The 18,934-nt window shown below is 52.7% G+C and carries 15 protein-coding genes and 1 tRNA gene; all 16 read right to left on the bottom strand.

Translation table 11 applies throughout. From position 1 onward, the window contains the following. Positions 1-207: 207 nt before the first annotated feature. The 16 genes from LPW13_RS02155 to gltX all read right to left on the bottom strand — a co-directional run bounded on the left by LPW13_RS02155 (position 208) and on the right by gltX (position 18,796). Positions 208-957 (bottom strand): hypothetical protein, encoded by a 750-nt coding sequence (locus LPW13_RS02155; RefSeq protein ID WP_230437808.1) that lies wholly within the window; start codon positions 955-957, stop codon positions 208-210. A gap of 127 nt (positions 958-1,084) precedes the next feature. Then, positions 1,085-4,129, bottom strand: a complete 3,045-nt coding sequence (locus LPW13_RS02150) for a glycosyltransferase (RefSeq protein WP_230437807.1) — start codon at positions 4,127-4,129, stop codon at positions 1,085-1,087. A 74-nt stretch (positions 4,130-4,203) separates the two neighbouring features. Then, complete coding sequence (gene wecC / locus LPW13_RS02145) at positions 4,204-5,484, bottom strand: UDP-N-acetyl-D-mannosamine dehydrogenase (protein WP_230437806.1); 1,281 nt, start codon at positions 5,482-5,484, stop codon at positions 4,204-4,206. A 59-nt stretch (positions 5,485-5,543) separates the two neighbouring features. After that, positions 5,544-6,665 (bottom strand): non-hydrolyzing UDP-N-acetylglucosamine 2-epimerase, encoded by a 1,122-nt coding sequence (gene wecB, locus LPW13_RS02140; protein WP_268932665.1) that lies wholly within the window; start codon positions 6,663-6,665, stop codon positions 5,544-5,546. Positions 6,666-6,673: 8 nt separating this feature from the next. After that, the gene (locus LPW13_RS02135; RefSeq protein ID WP_230437805.1) at positions 6,674-7,138 is read right to left on the bottom strand and encodes a hypothetical protein; all 465 of its coding nucleotides are present in this window, start codon (positions 7,136-7,138) and stop codon (positions 6,674-6,676) included. 222 nt (positions 7,139-7,360) lie between these two features. Next, the gene (locus LPW13_RS02130; protein ID WP_230437804.1) at positions 7,361-8,989 is read right to left on the bottom strand and encodes a polysaccharide biosynthesis/export family protein; all 1,629 of its coding nucleotides are present in this window, start codon (positions 8,987-8,989) and stop codon (positions 7,361-7,363) included. A gap of 121 nt (positions 8,990-9,110) precedes the next feature. Then, positions 9,111-10,331: a hypothetical protein gene (locus tag LPW13_RS02125; protein WP_230437803.1), complete on the bottom strand. Its 1,221-nt coding sequence runs from the start codon at positions 10,329-10,331 to the stop codon at positions 9,111-9,113. Positions 10,332-10,339: 8 nt separating this feature from the next. Beyond that, positions 10,340-11,041: an ABC transporter ATP-binding protein gene (locus tag LPW13_RS02120; RefSeq protein WP_230437802.1), complete on the bottom strand. Its 702-nt coding sequence runs from the start codon at positions 11,039-11,041 to the stop codon at positions 10,340-10,342. Further along, the gene (locus LPW13_RS02115; RefSeq protein WP_230437801.1) at positions 11,038-11,829 is read right to left on the bottom strand and encodes an ABC transporter permease; all 792 of its coding nucleotides are present in this window, start codon (positions 11,827-11,829) and stop codon (positions 11,038-11,040) included. The genes LPW13_RS02120 and LPW13_RS02115 overlap by 4 nt, the downstream gene beginning before the upstream one ends. Before the next feature lie 276 nt (positions 11,830-12,105). Continuing rightward, positions 12,106-13,176, bottom strand: coding sequence for a dTDP-glucose 4,6-dehydratase (gene rfbB, locus LPW13_RS02110; protein ID WP_230437800.1), 1,071 nt, complete (start codon positions 13,174-13,176; stop codon positions 12,106-12,108). A 71-nt stretch (positions 13,177-13,247) separates the two neighbouring features. After that, the gene (gene rfbD / locus LPW13_RS02105; protein WP_230437799.1) at positions 13,248-14,162 is read right to left on the bottom strand and encodes a dTDP-4-dehydrorhamnose reductase; all 915 of its coding nucleotides are present in this window, start codon (positions 14,160-14,162) and stop codon (positions 13,248-13,250) included. Positions 14,163-14,203: 41 nt separating this feature from the next. Further along, positions 14,204-14,752: a dTDP-4-dehydrorhamnose 3,5-epimerase gene (gene rfbC / locus LPW13_RS02100; protein ID WP_230437798.1), complete on the bottom strand. Its 549-nt coding sequence runs from the start codon at positions 14,750-14,752 to the stop codon at positions 14,204-14,206. 1 nt (position 14,753) lies between these two features. Further along, positions 14,754-15,668: a glucose-1-phosphate thymidylyltransferase RfbA gene (gene rfbA, locus LPW13_RS02095; protein ID WP_230437797.1), complete on the bottom strand. Its 915-nt coding sequence runs from the start codon at positions 15,666-15,668 to the stop codon at positions 14,754-14,756. 83 nt (positions 15,669-15,751) lie between these two features. After that, a tRNA-Ala gene (locus LPW13_RS02090) sits at positions 15,752-15,827 on the bottom strand. A 207-nt stretch (positions 15,828-16,034) separates the two neighbouring features. After that, positions 16,035-16,946 (bottom strand): UTP--glucose-1-phosphate uridylyltransferase GalU, encoded by a 912-nt coding sequence (gene galU, locus LPW13_RS02085; RefSeq protein ID WP_230437796.1) that lies wholly within the window; start codon positions 16,944-16,946, stop codon positions 16,035-16,037. Positions 16,947-17,320: 374 nt separating this feature from the next. After that, positions 17,321-18,796 carry a glutamate--tRNA ligase gene (gltX, locus tag LPW13_RS02080; RefSeq protein ID WP_230437795.1) on the bottom strand — a complete coding sequence of 492 codons (1,476 nt, stop codon included), beginning with the start codon at positions 18,794-18,796 and terminating at the stop codon, positions 17,321-17,323. Positions 18,797-18,934 lie beyond the last annotated feature (138 nt).

The raw sequence follows: 18,934 nt of genomic DNA, 5'->3' as shown, positions 1-18,934 counted from the left end.
ATAAAATAACTAACCTCGACTCAAAGCCCAGAGATTTTCTCGATTGCTTTAAGATTTAACTTTACTAAATAGCGATTTCAAAACAAGACCTCGAAGCGCCCACGACATTTACCGAAATAATAAACCAGCCCGAAAAAACTCTTCCCAACGAACATCTCATCTCAAATTAGCCGCCGTAATTAATATTTCCCATAAGAGATTTTCTAACTAAACGGATCTCGAGCGAACAACCTGCTCAAGCGTCCCCAACAAAAACCCCTGAAAATAATTTGCCAAAGCTCCGTGATCATCATACTCCGCCAAATCTAATTCATATGAAGCACCCTGTGCGTCAAGCGCGTGCATTAATGGCTTGACATGACCTTCATAATGATGATCCCCACGTCCGACGTGAATATATATTTCCGGGAAAGAAATTTTATTTTCAATCTGATCAAAAATAAGGCGATTCAAGTACTCCACACTTTCCTCACCAGAATCACCCGCAATAAACTCAATAAGGGCACGCGTAAAACTAGAAACACTACTTAAATAATTTCCCATAAAGGTTTGAGGGCCACCGCTGATAACAGCACCAAAACTATACTTTATTCCGTAATATAACGCCGCATACCCCCCCTTACTTGAACCACATAAAATCACATTCTCCATTGGAATACCACGCTCATTCGCAATTGAAACAATCAACGCAACCACTGAGGATTCAAGTGAAAAATCACGATTCTTTCCGGTGTAATAACAGACACTTCCTTCACAATCATCAAGTATGAAAATCTTATTATGCTTACAACCACCGAGCGTATTTATATAGTTGTAAGTTGGCGGCTTCCCCTCAGACTCTTTACCATGAAAGGCTGAGAAAACTACGACAAGAAAACTACTATTCTCATTAGATTCTTGAAAAACATACTTAACAGGCCTCGTTAACTGAAAAACTTTTTCTCCAGGAAAAGACATACAACCCCTTAATTTGGCCACAAAATTTTAGACCAGGAAATCAATATTAATTTAAAAAGTTCTGCTGGGAGTCTCTCTAAAAATTTTGCCTTGAACTGCTCCCAGCAACACTCACAAGCCTCTCTCCTCAGAAGTCAACATACGCTTGAGCAAAACCATCAGAAATAACTTGAGTTTGCTTCCCATTCAAAAAGAAATCATCATCCACCTTCCACGTATGAGCCCCACCACTCCCGCGATACTGAATAAAATTGAAGGGATCTGCAGCATATATTTTATAACCAGCACTTTTTAAATTCTTGATAAATGTACTATCCTCACCAGTATTTCTGGACTCAAATTTAATCTTATCAAACACAGACTTCTTGATAACAAACGTCGGCCCGGCTACAAAGTCTACTTCACGATGCTTCATACTTGGGAAACGTTTAATAAGCTTATTAGAACCGGACAAATACATGTAGAGCTCTTGCTTACCGACCATACCATAATTTCCAAATTTAAAAGGAATCAACATGTCAGAGAGGTAATTCTCGAAGTAGAAATCATCATCATCCATCTTCGCGATATACTCACCCTTGGCATAAGTAGCGGCATGATTGAATCGCTCCCCAAGAGTAATGTCCTGACTATCATTCACAATGACTTCAATTCGCTTCAGGTTAGATGACTTAGCCTTTAACTTTCCAAGAAGATCATCCTTTTGCGCACTGCTGAAGTCCTGAAGCACCAGTATCAGCTCGCAGTTTGAGTGATTCTGCCTCGTCATGTTCTCGACAATACGATCGATCATATTCGGGCGACGGGTACAGGTAATGATACTCACCAAGGGCTCTTCATCTTCAGCTTCATAACCTAGTGCCTGTTTGATGGACTGTAGACGATGGACATAGGTGTGCCTAGTCATTACTTCACGGTAGCCAAGGTGAGATGTACGTTCCCAATAATGCTCATCTGTTAGAAGCCTCTCAATAATCTTGTTTGCTTCCTGAGCATCATTCGCCATATGTACAATGCCAGAAAACTGCTCTTCAATAGCTTTTGAGGGAGTCGATACTACGGGGGTACCACAGGCGAGGAGCTCGTACACCCTGCGCGACATCATCGTAGGTGAGTCCACAATAGTATTGACGTTGAGAAAGACCTTAAAGCGCTTGTAAAGCTTCACCACCTCATGGAATGGCACTGCATCCCTGATAAACGGCTGGAATTTTTCTGGGAACTTGTATCTATCGCTATCAATTTTTGAGAAACGGTCATAAATCGCTCCATTGAAGTCAAGAATAGACGGTAGCAGCGCATCCATCTGCCGCTTCCGCTCATCGTGGCCTACTCCATAGTAGGAACCGGCGAAACAAACGGTCTCAGGCTCAGTGCGGAATCGATCTGATGGGTTACAGATTTGTTGCTGCGCAGCGAACGGCACCGCATACACATCAGCGCTGGGCACGTCCTGTTCGTACGAACTGACTTTATTACTATCTGTTGTGAAGATAATATCGGCTTGCTTGGCAATAGGTAGATAGCGCTCATAGTGCATTGGATCTTCCTTGTTCCAGAAGACCACAGGCATTTTCTCTTTGACCCGAGGTATTAAGTCAAGCAGCGCCTGCGCATTGGCATGTTTCAACCCTGGAGAGGTAAAGGCATATTCCCAAGCACCGCCATTACCTTTCCAGCAGCTTTCCAAGAAGGCAAATGTAGCGGTAGAAGACTTTACTTGACTCTTATAGTTTTTTCTATCAACACGGAAGCTATTGAATTCGTACTTCCAACATTCTTCGGATATTTCATCCATGATAGAAATAGCTTTGAAGTCTTTCGGCGCTTTTTTAAGTTTTTTTTGAGGAGCCGCGATCGGTAGTTCTTTGGTAGTTGGAACTTTAGCCTCCGGTAGTGCTACGTTGCACTCAGTGACTACCGAGCTTTCACCAGGCAACGCCCATGCCAGACTGTTGATACTGTCCTGCATCAGCAACGCCGTGGAGGCACTTGGGGCTGCTGTACTCAGCACCTTTTGGATGCTAAAGGCTAGGCTATCGGCTCTACCCGCATCAAACGTAACCACACCTTCATGCTTGGCGGCAATTCCCCCTAACGCTGCGACATCCGACACCACCAGTCGTTTGCCATAGGCCAGCGCTTCAGCTGCCTTCATCGGGGGCACCAGCTCACACACGGGCAGCTTCTTGCGCGGTATCACGACTATATCTATCAGCGCATAGTAGTCCGCTACCTGCTCGTGGGGCACGCGGCCGACCTGAATCAGCCAAGGTTTGTCGACAAGAGTCTTACTGGAGCCAGACACTTTGGTCACTGGCTGGCCATCTCCCACCCACAGAAGCTTGATTTTTTCTCCCTGGTTGACCAGTTCAGCGCAGGCATCGAGCAGCACATCCAGTCCTTCGTATGGGGTGAAGCTACCCACATAGCCCACCACCTTGTCATCCGCCTCAATCTCCAACCGCTGCCTTAATGCCGGAAAGGTATGCTTGATCTCAGGGAGCTTACTGACGCCGTTGGGCACGATCTCGATCTTGTCGGCGTCCACCCCACGCCTGGCCAGCTCCTCCTTCATCGGCTGGTTGAGGGTAAATACCTTCAGGGCCTGCCTGCCCACGAAAGCATCACGCGCAGCTTCTACATTGAAGGCGGGGGTATTTTCGTAACCAGGTTCCCGGGCCGCACGGGATAGCTCCCAAAACCCGCGGACTTCATTATAAAACGGCAAGCCAAGGCGTCTGGCGGCGATCCACGCCGGCAGTCCGACAATATAGTTGGACGCGGCAAGTACGGCTTCAGGACGGTAAATACGAAACAGCTCGACAAAGCGCTCTACGCTCGCCTTCAGCGTATTCAACTCACCTCGTGGATGCTGATCATCCGGCCAGCGGCTGTGGATATAGCGCACCCCATCAACAATTTCCTGAGTATCAACGGCGCCTTTATCTGTACCCAGTTCCCACGGTCGGCCGGGCCGTACAAAGCATAGAGCCTCAAAGCCATGACCACTCAAGGCCTTAGCAATTGCTTGAGTTCGTATCGCGTAACCGTTACTGGCATAGCTTTGCCCGTGGCTAACCACGTAAGCAATGCGTCCTTGTACCGGGCTATGCAGTGAATCATGAGGCTGTTTAGCGAGCGCCTCAGCGTGCTGTAGAAGTACATCCATAGTGTATTTTTCGGCAGTTGACTGGGTGACGAATGAAAGGATGGAGCGGCCGAAGCCACTCTCAGAACAGGTGCTTATCTCAGCAGCCCCACGGCGTCGATCACAGTGGGTTTGGCAGCTACGGCCTCGACCTGCTCAACAAAGGGCTTATGATTTACGAGTACAGAGGTAACGTCAGCCTCTTCGAGAGCCTGCTCCAGTGAAACCAACTCCACGTTCGGGTACTGGAAACCTTCCGGCAGGGCTTCGATATTCGGCTCAACGATCAGCAGGCGGCAGCCCAGTTTTGCCACTTCATTGGCAATACTCAGCGCCGGGCTCTCACGCAGGTCGTCGATATCTGGCTTGAAGGCGATACCCAGGCAGGCCACGGTGATGTCGCTGCGGGTATAGCCCGGATTCTTTTGATGCGCTTCCTCCAATGCTGCCTTGATCTGGTTAAGTACCCAACGGGGTTTGCCATCGTTCACCAGGCGTGCAGTGCGGATCAGCTCCGCCTCTTCGGGGCAGGAGTCAACGATGAACCAGGGGTCTACAGCAATACAGTGGCCCCCAACACCCGCACCCGGCTGGAGGATATTTACCCGTGGGTGTCGGTTGGATAGAGAGATCAGCTCCCAGACATTAATGTCCAGCTTGTTACAGATCACAGATAACTCGTTGGCGAACGCGATATTGACATCGCGGAAACTGTTCTCAGTCAGCTTTGCCATTTCTGCGGTACGTGCGGTGGTTACCAGGCATTCGCCCTCAACAAAGACTTCATACAGAGCTTTTGCTGCCTCAGAACACTTGGCTGTCATACCACCGATGACACGGTCGTTTTCTACCAGCTCACGCACAACGTGGCCCGGCAGTACACGCTCGGGGCAGTGCGCAATGCGGATATCGGATTCTTCACCGTGAGTCTGCGGGAAAGTCAGGTCCGGGCGAGCTTCCGCCAGCCAGGAAGCCATTTTTTCGGTGGCCCCCACAGGTGATGTGGATTCCAAAATGACCAGGTTGCCAGGCTGAAGCACCGGAGCCAGTGCTTTGGCTGCAGACTCGATATAACTCAGGTTGGCTTTATGATTGAGCCCTTCAGGGTCTGGGAAGAACGGAGTGGGTACCGCCACCAGGAACGCGTCGGCAGCCTCGGGGGAGGTGGTTGCCTTCAGGTAGCCCTCGGTCACTGCAGCGTGCACAACAATATCGAGCTCTGGCTCGACAATATGGATATCACCCTTATTGATGGTGTCAACCGCATGCTGGTTGATATCAACACCAATGACATTCTTCCTGCGGGAGGCAATTACTGCGGCAGTCGGCAGGCCAATGTAGCCCAGGCCGATAACGGAAATGGTTTCAAATTTCATGATACTGATAGCGCCTTATATAAATATCGAAATTCTTATTTACTTTGATAGCAAATGGATTACTTTTTGTTAGCTAAATACTCAACAATACGGTTACAGGCTTCACCGTCACCATAAGGGTTGTGGGCAAAGCTCATTTTTTCGTAAGCAGACTTGTCGGTAAGCAGCGCTGATATTTCACGGGTGATAACCTCTACATCGGTTCCGACCAGCTTTACGGTACCAGCAGCCACTGCTTCCGGGCGCTCAGTGGTATCGCGCATTACCAGCACTGGTTTACCCAATGACGGCGCCTCTTCCTGGATGCCGCCAGAGTCCGTCAGAATAATTTCTGACTTGCTCATCAGGTATACAAACGGCAGGTAATCCAATGGCTCAATCAAGTGGATATTATCTACGTCAGCCAGGAGACGATTTACCGGCTCACGTACGTTGGGGTTGAGGTGTACCGGATAGACCACCTGCGCATCTGGATGCTCACGGGCAATATTCGCAAGTGCCTGACAGATCCGCTCGAAGCCGCCACCGAAGCTTTCACGGCGGTGGCCGGTAACCAGTACCAATTTGCGATCTTCATCCAGGAACGGGAATTCGCTGGCAAGCTTGCTTGAAAGCTCCTGATTCGTGTCCAGTTTTTTCACCACTTCCAACAGCGCATCGATCACCGTATTACCCGTGACTACGATCGCGTCATCACTCACGCCCTCTTTCAGCAGGTTCTGGCGGGAGTTGTCTGTTGGTGCAAAGTGCACGGCTGCGATAGCGCCGGTGAGTTTGCGGTTTGCCTCTTCTGGCCAGGGGGAATACAAGTTGCCAGTGCGGAGGCCTGCTTCTACGTGTCCAACAGGTATCTGCTGATAGTAGGCAGCCAGGGTGGTCGCCAGCGTGGTTGCCGTGTCCCCGTGAACCAGCACAATATCCGGGTTCTCTTCTTTCAGGACATCGCGCAGGCCGGTGAGAATACCGGTGGTAACATCGGTCAAATCCTGCCCTGGTTTCATGAGGTTGAGGTCGTGATCCGGCTTGATCTCGAACAGATCCAGCACCTGATCCAGCATCTCACGATGCTGTGCGGTAACACATACTTTCGCGTCGATCCGGGAGTCATCACGCAGTTGAATGGCCAGCGGAGCCATTTTAATGGCCTCCGGGCGAGTACCAAATACTGTTAAGACTTTCAAAGTTCCCCCTACGCCTGTTTTTTACGATCAGTCAATTGATATTCGAGCTGTTCACAGCGGACGAAGTATTTCTCCAGCAACTGCTGGGTCTCTTTTAGCTGTGCAGCCAGTGCTTCTTTGTCGGATTTAGTGGTACCCACCACAGTACTTGCGGAGATCGTACTCGCTGTTGCCGCCACTGACTGCAAAACCGGCAGCTGCGGCGGGCAGTAGCTACGCCCTTCCTGTTTGCCAAACCGCAGGTAGTGCACCAGTGGGTTTTCTCCTTGTTCGCGAACATCTGCATTTTCTTGCAGGTAGGTCTTACCGCAAAAAACGGGCGATGGACTGCGCCCAATACGCCAGCCGTAGCGCAGATAGTGCTGAGCGGCAGAGAGCCTCACCTGTTTTACATCCGGATACTGTTCTTCATACCACGCTGCATCAAAGAGCGCAGAAGCTTCAATCAGTTCAATTTTGTGCCTTTCTTCCATTAGATCCCCCAAACACTTCCCATATTTTTCCTGGCTTAGCTACCATGTAACTTGTGATGAAATTCCTTTTTACATACACGAAGTAGATTAGTATTTAAATGAAATGAAAATTCAGGTAATGCGGAATTCAAGCAATAGGGAATGGGCGGAGCTCCCGCTCCGCTTGCAAGAATAATTCTTACTTCCCTGTTGCTGTTTCCTTCCTTACTTCAAACTAACTCTTCAAAATGACAGTACTGCTGCGGTACCGACGGCTATGCGGTAGAGAATTTCTGTTACATCTTTTGTAACCTGAAGTTCGCCTGCCTGAATTTTCGGCATCACCATAATTTCATCACCCGCGCGCAGTGTGCCCGTCAAGCGGTTATTGAACTTCCTCTCCTTGATACGGCTGATGGTGCCATCCAGGTGGAGGATTATCAGCTCGTCGGTATCAGCGCTGTTAGAGAATCCACCGGCCATTTCGATGTAATCATCAAGGGTATGCTCCTCATCAAAAACTAGAGAAGTCGGGAAGACCACTTCACCCACTACAGAGACTGTCGACGCTCTCAGCGGCACCACCAGCTCATCCCCATCCTCAAGCAACATCTCGCCAGCGCGGTCATTGTTGGCCAGCACAACCTGGCCACGGGGCTGCGCCTTGCGCGCTTTACTGATAAATTTTTGAATCATTGCCGCGCTATCTTTCAGCGAGGCTTTGTCAGATGAGGTGACTGGCTGCCGGGTCAGCGCTTCCATTTCCAGGGCATCCAGCGATCTTTCCAGGGCGATTTTTTGCTGTTCCGCCACACTTTTCCGGTACAGCTGTATCGCAAAAGGGTTTGCATTGTCGCGGTAGTGAATGCGGTCAATCAGGTCCGCAAGGGTTGCGCCATAAGGCAGTACATAAGCTGCAGGCCCTTCCACTTCACCTTTCACACGGATGGAAATGGTGTTGATGTCGCTGTCGCTGACCAGTTCGACGTGAGCGCCCGCATGGAGTTCGGTCTGCATTGCCTGCTCGATCGGTAGGTAGCTGGCCTCCTGGCGGTCATCAATAATCTGGGTAATCCGCGCGTAATTGGCCTGCGGCTTGGGTTTGGCGACCAACAGCATTTCACTCAAGCTGGTGGTCTCGCCGAGGAACTCAATCTTCGCAGATTGCTGTACATCGCCTTCCAGGGTTACGTAACCATGACGCGCGCCCACCACAACAGAATCCCCATTGCGGAGCTGCAGCGCCGGCATCTGCCCGGTTACCAGGAACTGGTACAGGTTTACACGCTGCAGCAACTTGCCCTGACGCAACACCTGAATATCGATATAGCTACCGCTTTCCGGGTCGATACCGCCAGCACTGTCCAGGTAATAGAGTACCGAGTCCGACGAATATCCATTGTAAAGGCCGGGACGCTGAACATTACCGGTCACAAACACTTTTACTGGTTGGCTCGCTTCCAGGTTTGCATAGGCGTTTACGTTGCTCTTGAACACCTGCTTTACTCGGCGCAGCACGAAATCATTGAGCTCGCCATTTTCCACCCCGGCCACATGCACCGGACCTACCTCTGGGATAAAAATGTTTCCCTGAGGATCTACCGGTAAACTGGCACTAAAGCTGTAAGCCCCCCACAGCTGAAGGTTGATTTTGTCGCCAACAGTAATCTGGTAATTGGGGTTGAAGCCGGTAAATGGTTGATCGCGAAAAGCGCCCTGAAACAGCGACTGACCGAACACCTCAACACCATTCACTCCCGGACTGGCAACGGAGGCGGGTACCGACACCGGCTGCTCTGCTGCCGAGAGCAACCGTTGCTCGGTCAGCTTGTCGATCTGCTGTGTTTCAAGCGCGTAGCTGGTGCTGCTCATCAACAGGAGGCCCGTTATACCAATATCGCGAAACCAGTAGAGAAGCGCTGTCGTTGTATTTCTAATCATGTGATGTTGGAAAACTCTGAAAATTGCTGTTCGACGTTGCGACGCAAGGTCTTTAAATCCTGTGGTCCCGGATGCTCGCTATCATCATGCGAATGACCCCATAAATAAGCAGAAGTACCACTAACAAACTGACCAGGTTGTAAATTTTTTCCGGGAAGCGTGCCTCTTCCGCCAGCGATGGGCGGGACACCACAATCAGGTGCTTCAATCTGCTAGAGGCCTCCATACGCGCGGTTTCAAGTGCTTTCAAAGCGGTTTGATAGGCATCCATGGCAAACTGCAGATCCAGTTCCAGGTTCTGGAAGTTGGCACTCAGGCTGTTCAGGCGCACGCCACTCTGATCCCCGGAAATACCGACTATACGGGCCTTTTCCTGCTCGATCTGGTGCTCCAGCGCGGCTATTTCTGTTTGGATGGATACGACCTGGGAGGAATTCGCATTGAGGTAGGTCTTCGACGCTGAGAGCTTGGCTTTCTGTTCGGACAAGCGCGACTCCAGGCCTTGAATAATACTGCTGATACCCCGGGTCAATTCTTCCGGGCTGACCACCTTGTTCTGGTTCTGAAAGTCGAGAATTTGCTGCTTTGCAGTGCGCAGCTTGACTTGCGCACGCTCCATTTCCTTCCGAACGAAACTGACCTGCTTTTCAGCCAGCTCCCTGCTTACCGCATTGACGAAATCCTCTGACTTCCGGGTGATGGTCTCCACCAGCTCCTGGGCAAAATCCGGCTCAAATGCCTGCGCCTCGATACTGACAATACCGGTCACTTCATCAAAGGAAACGCCGATATGCGTCCGGTAGAACTCAAGGTAATCTTCCTGCGAGGCATCCGCTGGCAAACGGGAGAAGTAATCGTGGCTGTCGCTTTTGTAGTATTCGACAAGGTCGAGCTGTTCATTCAGGTACAGAGCCATATCCAGTGACTGGATATAGTTGACCACCAGGTACGCATCCTGACTATTACCAGAAATACCCGGCATCAGCAGCCCGAGCGTTCCATCCACATTCTGTTCTGCGCCATTCTCTTTCACGATCAGCTGGGTGGTACTCACATACCGTTCAGATACCCAGAACACGTAATATGCGGCAACCATCAAAAATGGAAGCACCACAGCGAGCAGAAGACCGGTCAGCGTGTTCATCCGGCCCGCACGCTTCACAAGGCCGTTACCCGCCTTGAAAACCCGCTTCTTTATATTGCCTGCCGTAGCCGCTAGCTCGGGTTTCCCCTTACTTTCTGGCAACGCCGGAACTGTCTGATTATTGCTCATTCGACTTCTTAATTAACGGCCAGTGCCGTTTTTTGGGTTGTTGTTTTCTTGGGAATATTGCTCTGGTAGAGATCAATGGCGCCCTCAATGGAGTCAAAAAGCTCCAGTCCCTGGGGACCCAGGTAAATTCCCACATCGCAGTTTTTCTGTAAGGTGGACATACTGTGTGCGACGATAATAAAATTCGCCGTTTTGCGTTTTTCTGCGATCACTTCCTGGCACTTGTGCTTGAAGTGTGCATCCCCTACAGACATCACCTCGTCCACCAGATACCAGTCAAAATCCACGGCGATGCTGAGGCCAAATGCCAGACGCGACCGCATGCCGGAAGAATAGGATTTCACTGGCGCATCAAAATAGTTACCGATTTCAGCAAAGTCCTGCACTCGATCGAGAACCTGCCTCCGCGCACTGCCCCACATTCCGTGCAGACCACAGATGAAGGCGGCGTTTTCGCGACCGGTCATACTTCCCTGGAAACCGCCGGACAGGCCCATCGGCCACGAGATGCGCTGATCGGTAATCACGCGCCCCCGATCCGGGTAGTCAATCCCGCCCATAATCCGCAGCAGTGTGGACTTACCGGCACCATTGCGACCGAGAATGCCGATGTTTTTCCCCTCAGGGAACACGGCATTTACATCCCGGAACAGCGTTTTTCGCCCATGTGGGGTACGGAAGGACTTGGTGAGGTCGCGCAATTCAATCATCGGCTGCGCACCAAATCTCGCCACTGCGCGCGATACACCAGTAAACCGAAGGCCAAAGTTACCAAGGCGCTCATTGCCAGATAATTCAAGTTGGCAAACTTGCCGTGATAGCCGGCAAAGAGTCCACTGCGCGTTAGCTCAATCATATGCAAAACCGGGTTCCAGCTCAGATACGGGTGAAACTCTTCCGGCAGTTGCTCGAGAGAGAAGAACACGCCGGAGAGGAAGTACATAGGACGCTGAATAACCGGGGCAAACTTGGCTACCTCAGGGTAGCGCTCACCAATTACGCACAATGTCAGGGCCAACCCCAAGCCAAAGCCGAGAAATGCCAGATTTGCAGCTACCAGCAGCAAGAAGTTGTTGAACGGCGCGGAAATATCAAACCAGCGAAAGCCAAACCAGAATATGGCAAGACTGCCGATATAAATAACGAACTCCAGCAGCACCCGGGAAATAACAGCATCAAACGGGCGTAACTGGCGGTAATTGAACAGTCCGCGATTGGCGGAGACCGCCGCAAGCCCTTTGGAAAAGCAGTGATTGAAAAACAGAAAAGGAGCGATCCCGCCCAGCATAAACAGGGCCGTAGGGATACCGGGATAAAATTCACGGCCAAGAAAACTAAATATCGCAACCAGCAACAGAATATGCATCGCAGGCTCCAGCAGCACCCACGCATAACCAAGACGCCACTTGCCAAAGCGGGTCTTCATCTCGCGGATCATTAGCGCACGGATGACATCGCGCTGGATCTGCCAGGGACTGCGTTGAATGGTTGGATGCATTTTGACCGTTCAGATTCTTATCACTGTGGAATTGCCGCAGTCATCCCTCAGGATGCTCTGGGCTTCGGGAAAGCTTCTGTCAAGAGGTATTTCGCGCCCTCACACCACACCCCAGAAACTGTGACAGGGTTCCGCGCGATAGGCGCAAAATTGTACAAGAACAGAGGACTAAACGCACCTGCCATTTCATTACAATCCATTACAGCCTGTAGAGATTTGCGTCGTTTTGTCACGCACAACCACCCGAATTTTCTAGCGACTATTTTTTAACCGGAATCAAACGCGAGAAATTAACGAAGACCACCAGGATTCTCCTTCCAGGTACCACCGGATAGTTTTTTCGATTCCGGTGGAGAAAGATTCCGAGGGCTCATACCCGAGCTCATTGCGGGATTTCGCGGGGTCGATAGCATAACGACGGTCGTGCCCAGATCGATCCGTAACGAAGGTGATCAACTCCGCTGAGCGTCCCTCTCTGGCCTTGCGGGCTCTTGGAAATCGCGCTGCCAATGACAAATTATCGGCGAAAGCGTTATCCATCTGCTCACAGATTAGCTTCACGATATCGATATTTGCCCACTCATTGATGCCGCCAATGTTGTAGCACTCGCCCAGGCGCCCCTTTTTGATCACCAGGTCAATGCCACGCGCGTGGTCTTCTACGTAGAGCCAGTCACGGATCTGCTGGCCATCGCCATAAATGGGCAACGGCTTGTCTTGCAGGATGTTGGTAATTACCAGCGGGATCAACTTTTCCGGGAAGTGATAGGGCCCGTAATTGTTGGAACAATTGCTGGTGGTGATCCTCAATCCATAGGTGTGATGGTAAGCGCGAACCAGATGGTCGGACGCGGCCTTACTGGCAGAGTACGGGCTGTTGGGCGCATACGGGGTGCTCTCGCTGAAGGCGGGATCGTTGGGCTCGAGCGTGCCGTACACCTCGTCAGTAGAGACGTGGTGGAAACGGTGATTTTCTTTATTCAGCCCTTCATCCAGCCAGACCTTTTTTGCCGCTTTAAGCAGGCTGTGGGTGCCGATGATATTGGTTTCAATAAAGGCATCGGGACCGGTGATGGAGCGGTCTACGTGACTCTCTGCGGCAAAGTGTACCAAGGTATCGATGTGGTGCTCTTTGAGCAGGGTTTCCACTAGCTGGGTGTCACAGATATTGCCGTGACTGAATACAAAGTTGGGGTTATTCGCTACCGGTTCCAGGCTGGCTTTGTTGCCGGCGTAAGTCAGTGCATCCAGCACGACTACCTTGTCCTGTGGATAAGTTTTCATCCAGTAGTGGACGAAGTTGGCACCGATGAAGCCGGCGCCGCCGGTTACTAGCAGGTTACTCATTTTTGTACTTCCGTTGATCTGGATTCCGGCCTGCGCCGGAATGACGGTGCTCCGTTTTTCTGAATCCCGGGTCAAGCCCGGGATGACGAGGAGAGAACGCTCCTCAGGACTTGGCGCCAGTGTTTTGGGGTTGCACCTATTGCTTTTGCCAGTCGGTTTTTGTCCAGCACGCTGTAGGACGGGCGCTTCGCGGGGGTTGGGAAGTCAGCGGTCGCGATGGGGTTGATCTGTACCGATTTTTCTTCGGGGATCAGGCCTGCAGCTTTACCTTCCTCGTAAATGGCAACAGCGAAGTCGTACCAACTGGCGGCACCGGCGTCGGTGCAGTGGTAGATGCCTTTTGCTTCCGGATTTTGTGCCAGTGCATAAATACTCTGTGCAAGCGTGCCTGCCCAGGTGGGGGTTCCGATCTGGTCTGCAACTACGCCGAGTTGGTCGCGCTCGTTCATCAGGCGCAGCATGGTGTTTGCAAAGTTACTGCCTTCGCGGCCGTAAACCCAGGCCGTGCGGACGATCATCGCCTCCGGCAGGATTGCCTCCACGGCTTCCTCACCACGCGTCTTGCTCTGGCCGTATACGCCCAGTGGCTGTCGGGCATCACCCGGCCGGTACGGGTGGGACTGCTCTCCGCCGAAGACGAAATCGGTAGAGACGTGGATCAGGCGGCCCCCCAGTTCGCGACAGGCGAGGGCCAGGTTTTCCGGGCCGCGGGCGTTGATCAGGTGGGCCTGCTCTGTATCGGATTCTGCTTTATCTACGGCGGTGTAGGCTGCGGCGTTGATGACGACGTCCGGCTGCGCCTGTTTGAGTACGGTAAAAACCTGGTCCTTGTCTGTGATATTCAAGGTTTCCCGGCCATGGGCGATAACCGTTATGCCAGAGGAGGCTTGCTTTTGTAGCTGCTGGCCTAGTTGACCGTTTTTACCGGTGATTAGTACTTTCATGTCTCGCTTGTCGCTATTGGTGGATGCGCTGCGCTTATCCACCCTACGTCCTTGTTGAGGAGCTGGAGCTCCGCGGTCCCGGGTTAGCCGAAGGTGACGGCGTCTTTGAGGAGTTTGCCTTCGGCGTCTTTGGTGGAGAGCTTTGGTTGCTCACCGTTGACCAGAGGCCATTGGATGCCGAGATCCGGATCGTCCCAGCGTAGGGAATGCTCATGCTCCGGGGCATAGTAGTCGGTGCATTTGTAGACAAACTCGGCAGAGTCGCTGGTGACATAGAAGCCGTGGGCAAAACCTTCCGGGATCCAGAGTTGACGCATGTTGTCGTCGTTCAATAACACCCCCACCCACTGACCGAATGTGGGGGAGCTTTTTCGCAAATCTACGGCGACGTCGAACACTTCACCGGCGGTGACGCGCACTAGTTTGCCTTGGGTACTCTGTGTCTGATAATGCAGACCGCGAAGAATCCCCTGGCCGGATTTGCTGTGGTTATCCTGCACGAAGGTGCGCTCGGCGCACTCGCGATTGAAGAAATCCTGACGAAAGGTTTCCAGGAAAAAGCCGCGCTCGTCACCGAAGATTTTGGGTTCGATGATTTTTACATCGGGAATTCTGGTTTCTATTACTTTCATATCAACGTGCGAACCGGTGATCGCGCTGGGACTCGGCGATCAATAGCATGAGGTATTCGCCATAACCACTTTTCATCAGAGGCTGGGCCTGCTGTTCCAACATTTCGGCATCGATAAAGCCCTTGCGGAAGGCGACTTCCTCCGGGCACGCCACTTTCAGGCCCTGGCGGCGCTCGATAGTCTGTACAAACTGGGCGGCCTCCAACAAGTTATCGTGGGTGCCCGTATCCAGCCACGCGGAGCCACGGCCCATTAGCTCGACATTCAGTTTGTCCCGCTCTAAATACATGCGGTTGAGGTCGGTGATTTCCAGTTCACCACGGTGGCTGGGCTTCAGTTCTTTTGCCAGGTCACATACCTGATCATCGTAAAAATACAGGCCCGTTACGGCGTAGTTGGATTTGGGCTCGGTGGGCTTCTCTTCGATGCTGATTACCTTGCCTGTTCGATCAAACTCCGCCACGCCATAAGCGCGCGGATCGGCGACATGATAACCAAACACGGTGGCACCCTCTGCTCGTTGATCCGCACTCTTCAGCACTTCATTGAAACGTTCCGCGTAATAGATGTTGTCTCCCAATACCAACGCACTGGGGTTATTGCCAACATGTTCACGACCAATCAGAAATGCCTGGGCCACCCCACCCGGGGCGGGCTGCACCGCGTAGGAAATATTGATGCCCCATTGGCTGCCATCTTCCAGCAGTTTCTGGAACAGCGGCTGCTCATCCGGGTTGGTGATAACCAGAATGTCCCGAATACCGGCCATCATCAGCGTGGTAAGCGGGTAGTAAATCATGGGTTTGTCGTACACCGCCATCAGCTGCTTGCTGACGCCTTTTGTCAGCGGGTATAACCGCGTACCAGAGCCGCCAGCCAGAATAATTCCTTTGCGCGACGTTTGTCCCGACTTCATTCGCCCTCCCAACTGGAGCCTCACTTACTGGATTGGTCGAACCACAAAAAAGGCCGCATCCTCTCGGATGCGGCCTTTTGATTTGGTGGAGCCTAGCGGGATCGAACCGCTGACCTCAACACTGCCAGTGTTGCGCTCTCCCAGCTGAGCTAAGGCCCCAAATTGGGTTGCTTTCCCTTGAAAGCGGGGCGCATTTTAACAGTGCCCCGGTTCCTGTCAACAAGAAAAAACAACTTTTTAATCAAATAGTTAGCATCCTGTTTTGGACAGCCGGTCAATTGGCCGAGCTGCCCACTGGCGGAGGAGTGGTTGCGCATGGTTCCGGGCCAGCTGGGCCCCGGGTCGAGGCCGGGGCGACGGTCGCAATCAGGCGACTTCTTCGACCCGCTGCTTCTGGCCGGCAAGAAACTTCTGCAGACCTTCGCCCACATCCTCGTGATGCAAGCCGTATTCGAACTGAGCTTTCATATAGCCAAGTTTGTTGCCACAGTCGTGGCTGTGACCGACGATGCGGTAGGCGTCCACGGTCCGGATTTTGAGCAGCTCGTCGATGGCGTCGGTGAGCTGGATTTCGCCACCGGCACCGGGGGCGGTTCTTTCCAGCAGGCTCCAGATTTCTGCAGGCAGTACGTAGCGGCCGACGACGGCCATGTTGGAGGGCGCGGAATCTACGTCCGGCTTTTCTACCATGCCGTCGATTTTGGCTACACCACCCACTTTCAGGTCTGCCCCAAGGCAGTCCACCACGCCATACTTGCTGACTTCCGCCCAGTCCACGGATTCCACCATGATCTGGCTGGCTTTGGTCTGCTCAAAGTTGCGCACCATGGCAGCGAGGTTGGTGGTGGTGAGATCAGACGCGTATTGGTCGACCAGTACATCCGGCAGCAGCACGGCAAAAGGATTGTCTCCCACTACCGGGCGGGCACAGGCGATGGCGTGACCAAGACCTTTCGCCTCTGCCTGGCGTACCGAGATTACAGTCACGTCTTTGGGGACGATGGAGCGCACTTCGTCCAGCAATTGGCGCTTGAGGCGATTTTCCAGCTGCGCTTCCAGTTCGAAGGAGGTGTCGAAGTGGTTTTCGATGGCGTTTTTACTGGCGTGGGTCACCAGTACGATTTCCTTGATGCCCGCGGCAACCGCTTCACTGACTACGTATTGAATCAGGGGTTTGTCGACGATAGGCAGCATCTCTTTGGGGATAGCCTTGGTGGCCGGCAACATGCGCGTGCCCAGACCCGCCACGGGGATGACCGCTTTTTTTACTGTGTTCATTCTTTTTCCGTCTTATCTGAAATACTTCTCGGTTAGTCCGTTAAACCTCAGTTTGGCGGGATTCTAACCATTAAAAGAGATGCCTGTCACACCAGCAGGCCTAAAAATACCGATCTCGCAGCTTTTCCGTTGCACTCTAACCGAAGCGGCTCAACAAATGTACAGGCAAAAAAAATGCCACTCCGAACGGGGAGTGGCGTTGATTTGTTGCTCGCGGACGTTCGGCTCTTTCTATTCCGGACCATTTTCTTTGTCGCCCCCATGTCGTCATGCGGGCTTGACCCGGTGCAGGAATCCGGCTTAGAGGAACCTGGATCCCGGCCTTCGCCGGGATGATGCGGGAATTGCGCCGCCCCGGAACAACAAGTGTGACTTCAGCCCAGAGAGGCGTATTCCTTATCCCAGCGCTTCAATACCTTCTTGCCGGCACCGCCCAGTGTGTCGATGGCCTGACGCAGGCGGGCACGGCTGAGATCCGGGCCCAGGAGTTCCATGGCATCCATGACCGAGAAGGATGCGGTGGTGCCGCTGATGGCGACGAACAGCGGCGCATTGAAGTCTTTGAGTTTGATCTCCATCTGCGTGGACAGCTCTTTCATGGCAGCAAAGATGTTGTCTTTGCTCCAGCTGCGCAGGGCTTCCAGGCGCCACAGGGCAAATTGCAGCAGCTTTTTCTGGTCGTCCAGTTCCAGCTTGTTGCTGGCAAAGCTGTCTTCGGTCAGCGGCAGTTTACCGGCGGCGAGGAAGCTGACCAGCGGTGCGAAGTCGCCAAAGGTTTCCATACGGCCCTTGGCATGGGGCAGGACTTTGAGCAGGTTCTCGCGGTTCAACAGCCACTGTTGCAGGCGGTCGGCCAGTTGCTCGTCGTCCTGCTCACGGATCCACAGGCCGTTGAGCCAGCTCAGTTTTTCCACATCGAACACCGGGCCGCCGAGGGAGACGCGCTGGATGTCGAAGTGCTTGAGCATTTCCTCCAGCGTGAACTTCTCGCTCTCGTCCGGCATGGACCAGCCCATACGGCCGAGGTAGTTCAGCAGCGCTTCGGGCATAAAGCCGGCGCGCTTGTAATAAAGGATGGAGGTGGGGTTTTTGCGCTTGGACAGTTTGGTCTTGTCCGGGTTGCGCAACAGCGGCAGGTGGCACAGCACCGGCATGTCCCAGCCGAAGTATTCGTACAGCAGCTTGTGTTTGGGCGCGGAGTTGATCCACTCCTCGCCGCGCAGTACGTGGGTGATCTCCATCAGGTGGTCGTCCACCACGTTGGCGAGGTGGTAGGTGGGCATGCCGTCGGACTTGAGCAGAATCTGGGCGTCTACCTGGGCCCAGTCAATCTCGATGGCGCCGCGCAGCAGGTCTTCCACCACACAGGTACCGCTTTCCGGCACATTCATGCGGACCACGTAGGGCTCACCGGCCGCCTTGCGTTTGGCTACCTCTTCTTCCGGCAGTGCCAGATCGCTGGGCTTGAGGGTCGCTTTGCCGGATTCCTGCAGCTGTGCGCGCAGCTGGTCCAGCTCTTCCGCGGTGCGGTAGCAGTGGAACGCGTGGCCTTTGGCAACCAGCTCGTCACAATACTTCTTATAGATGTCGCCGCGCTCGCTCTGGCGGTACGGGCCGTGGGGGCCGCCCACATCCGGGCCTTCCTGCCAGTCCAACCCCAGCCAACGCAGGCTGTCGAGAATGGCCTGCTCGGATTCCGGGGTGCTGCGCTGCTGGTCGGTATCTTCAATACGCAGCACAAACTGGCCACCCTGGGCCTGGGCAAAGCACTGGTTGAACAGGGCGATGTAGGCGGTACCTACGTGGGGGTCCCCGGTGGGGGAAGGAGCGATACGGGTTCTTACGGTCATGATTCGCCTGGATTGGTTAATTTTGGATCAAGGGGCTGATCGTCAAGGCGCGGCATTATATCGCCCTGCTACCGGGCCGCACAGTGAAGTCTATAAAGTGACCTCAAAACCTGTCCTAACTGACAGGAAAGACTAACC

Origin of the sequence: Microbulbifer celer, assembly GCF_020991125.1 — a bacterium.
GTDB lineage: Bacteria > Pseudomonadota > Gammaproteobacteria > Pseudomonadales > Cellvibrionaceae > Microbulbifer > Microbulbifer celer.
The sequence above is the reverse complement of the archived record's forward strand: the minus strand, read 5'-3'. Positions and strand labels throughout refer to the sequence as shown.

Coding starts and splice junctions, on each gene's coding strand:
- LPW13_RS02155 (WP_230437808.1), bottom strand. CDS start 957: ATGTCTTTTCCTGGAGAAAAAGTTTTTCAGTTAACGAGGCCTGTTAAG.
- LPW13_RS02150 (WP_230437807.1), bottom strand. CDS start 4,129: ATGGATGTACTTCTACAGCACGCTGAGGCGCTCGCTAAACAGCCTCAT.
- wecC (WP_230437806.1), bottom strand. CDS start 5,484: ATGAAATTTGAAACCATTTCCGTTATCGGCCTGGGCTACATTGGCCTG.
- LPW13_RS02135 (WP_230437805.1), bottom strand. CDS start 7,138: ATGGAAGAAAGGCACAAAATTGAACTGATTGAAGCTTCTGCGCTCTTT.
- LPW13_RS02130 (WP_230437804.1), bottom strand. CDS start 8,989: ATGAGCAGCACCAGCTACGCGCTTGAAACACAGCAGATCGACAAGCTG.
- LPW13_RS02125 (WP_230437803.1), bottom strand. CDS start 10,331: ATGAGCAATAATCAGACAGTTCCGGCGTTGCCAGAAAGTAAGGGGAAA.
- LPW13_RS02120 (WP_230437802.1), bottom strand. CDS start 11,041: ATGATTGAATTGCGCGACCTCACCAAGTCCTTCCGTACCCCACATGGG.
- LPW13_RS02115 (WP_230437801.1), bottom strand. CDS start 11,829: ATGCATCCAACCATTCAACGCAGTCCCTGGCAGATCCAGCGCGATGTC.
- rfbB (WP_230437800.1), bottom strand. CDS start 13,176: ATGAGTAACCTGCTAGTAACCGGCGGCGCCGGCTTCATCGGTGCCAAC.
- rfbC (WP_230437798.1), bottom strand. CDS start 14,752: ATGAAAGTAATAGAAACCAGAATTCCCGATGTAAAAATCATCGAACCC.
- rfbA (WP_230437797.1), bottom strand. CDS start 15,668: ATGAAGTCGGGACAAACGTCGCGCAAAGGAATTATTCTGGCTGGCGGC.
- galU (WP_230437796.1), bottom strand. CDS start 16,946: ATGAACACAGTAAAAAAAGCGGTCATCCCCGTGGCGGGTCTGGGCACG.
- gltX (WP_230437795.1), bottom strand. CDS start 18,796: ATGACCGTAAGAACCCGTATCGCTCCTTCCCCCACCGGGGACCCCCAC.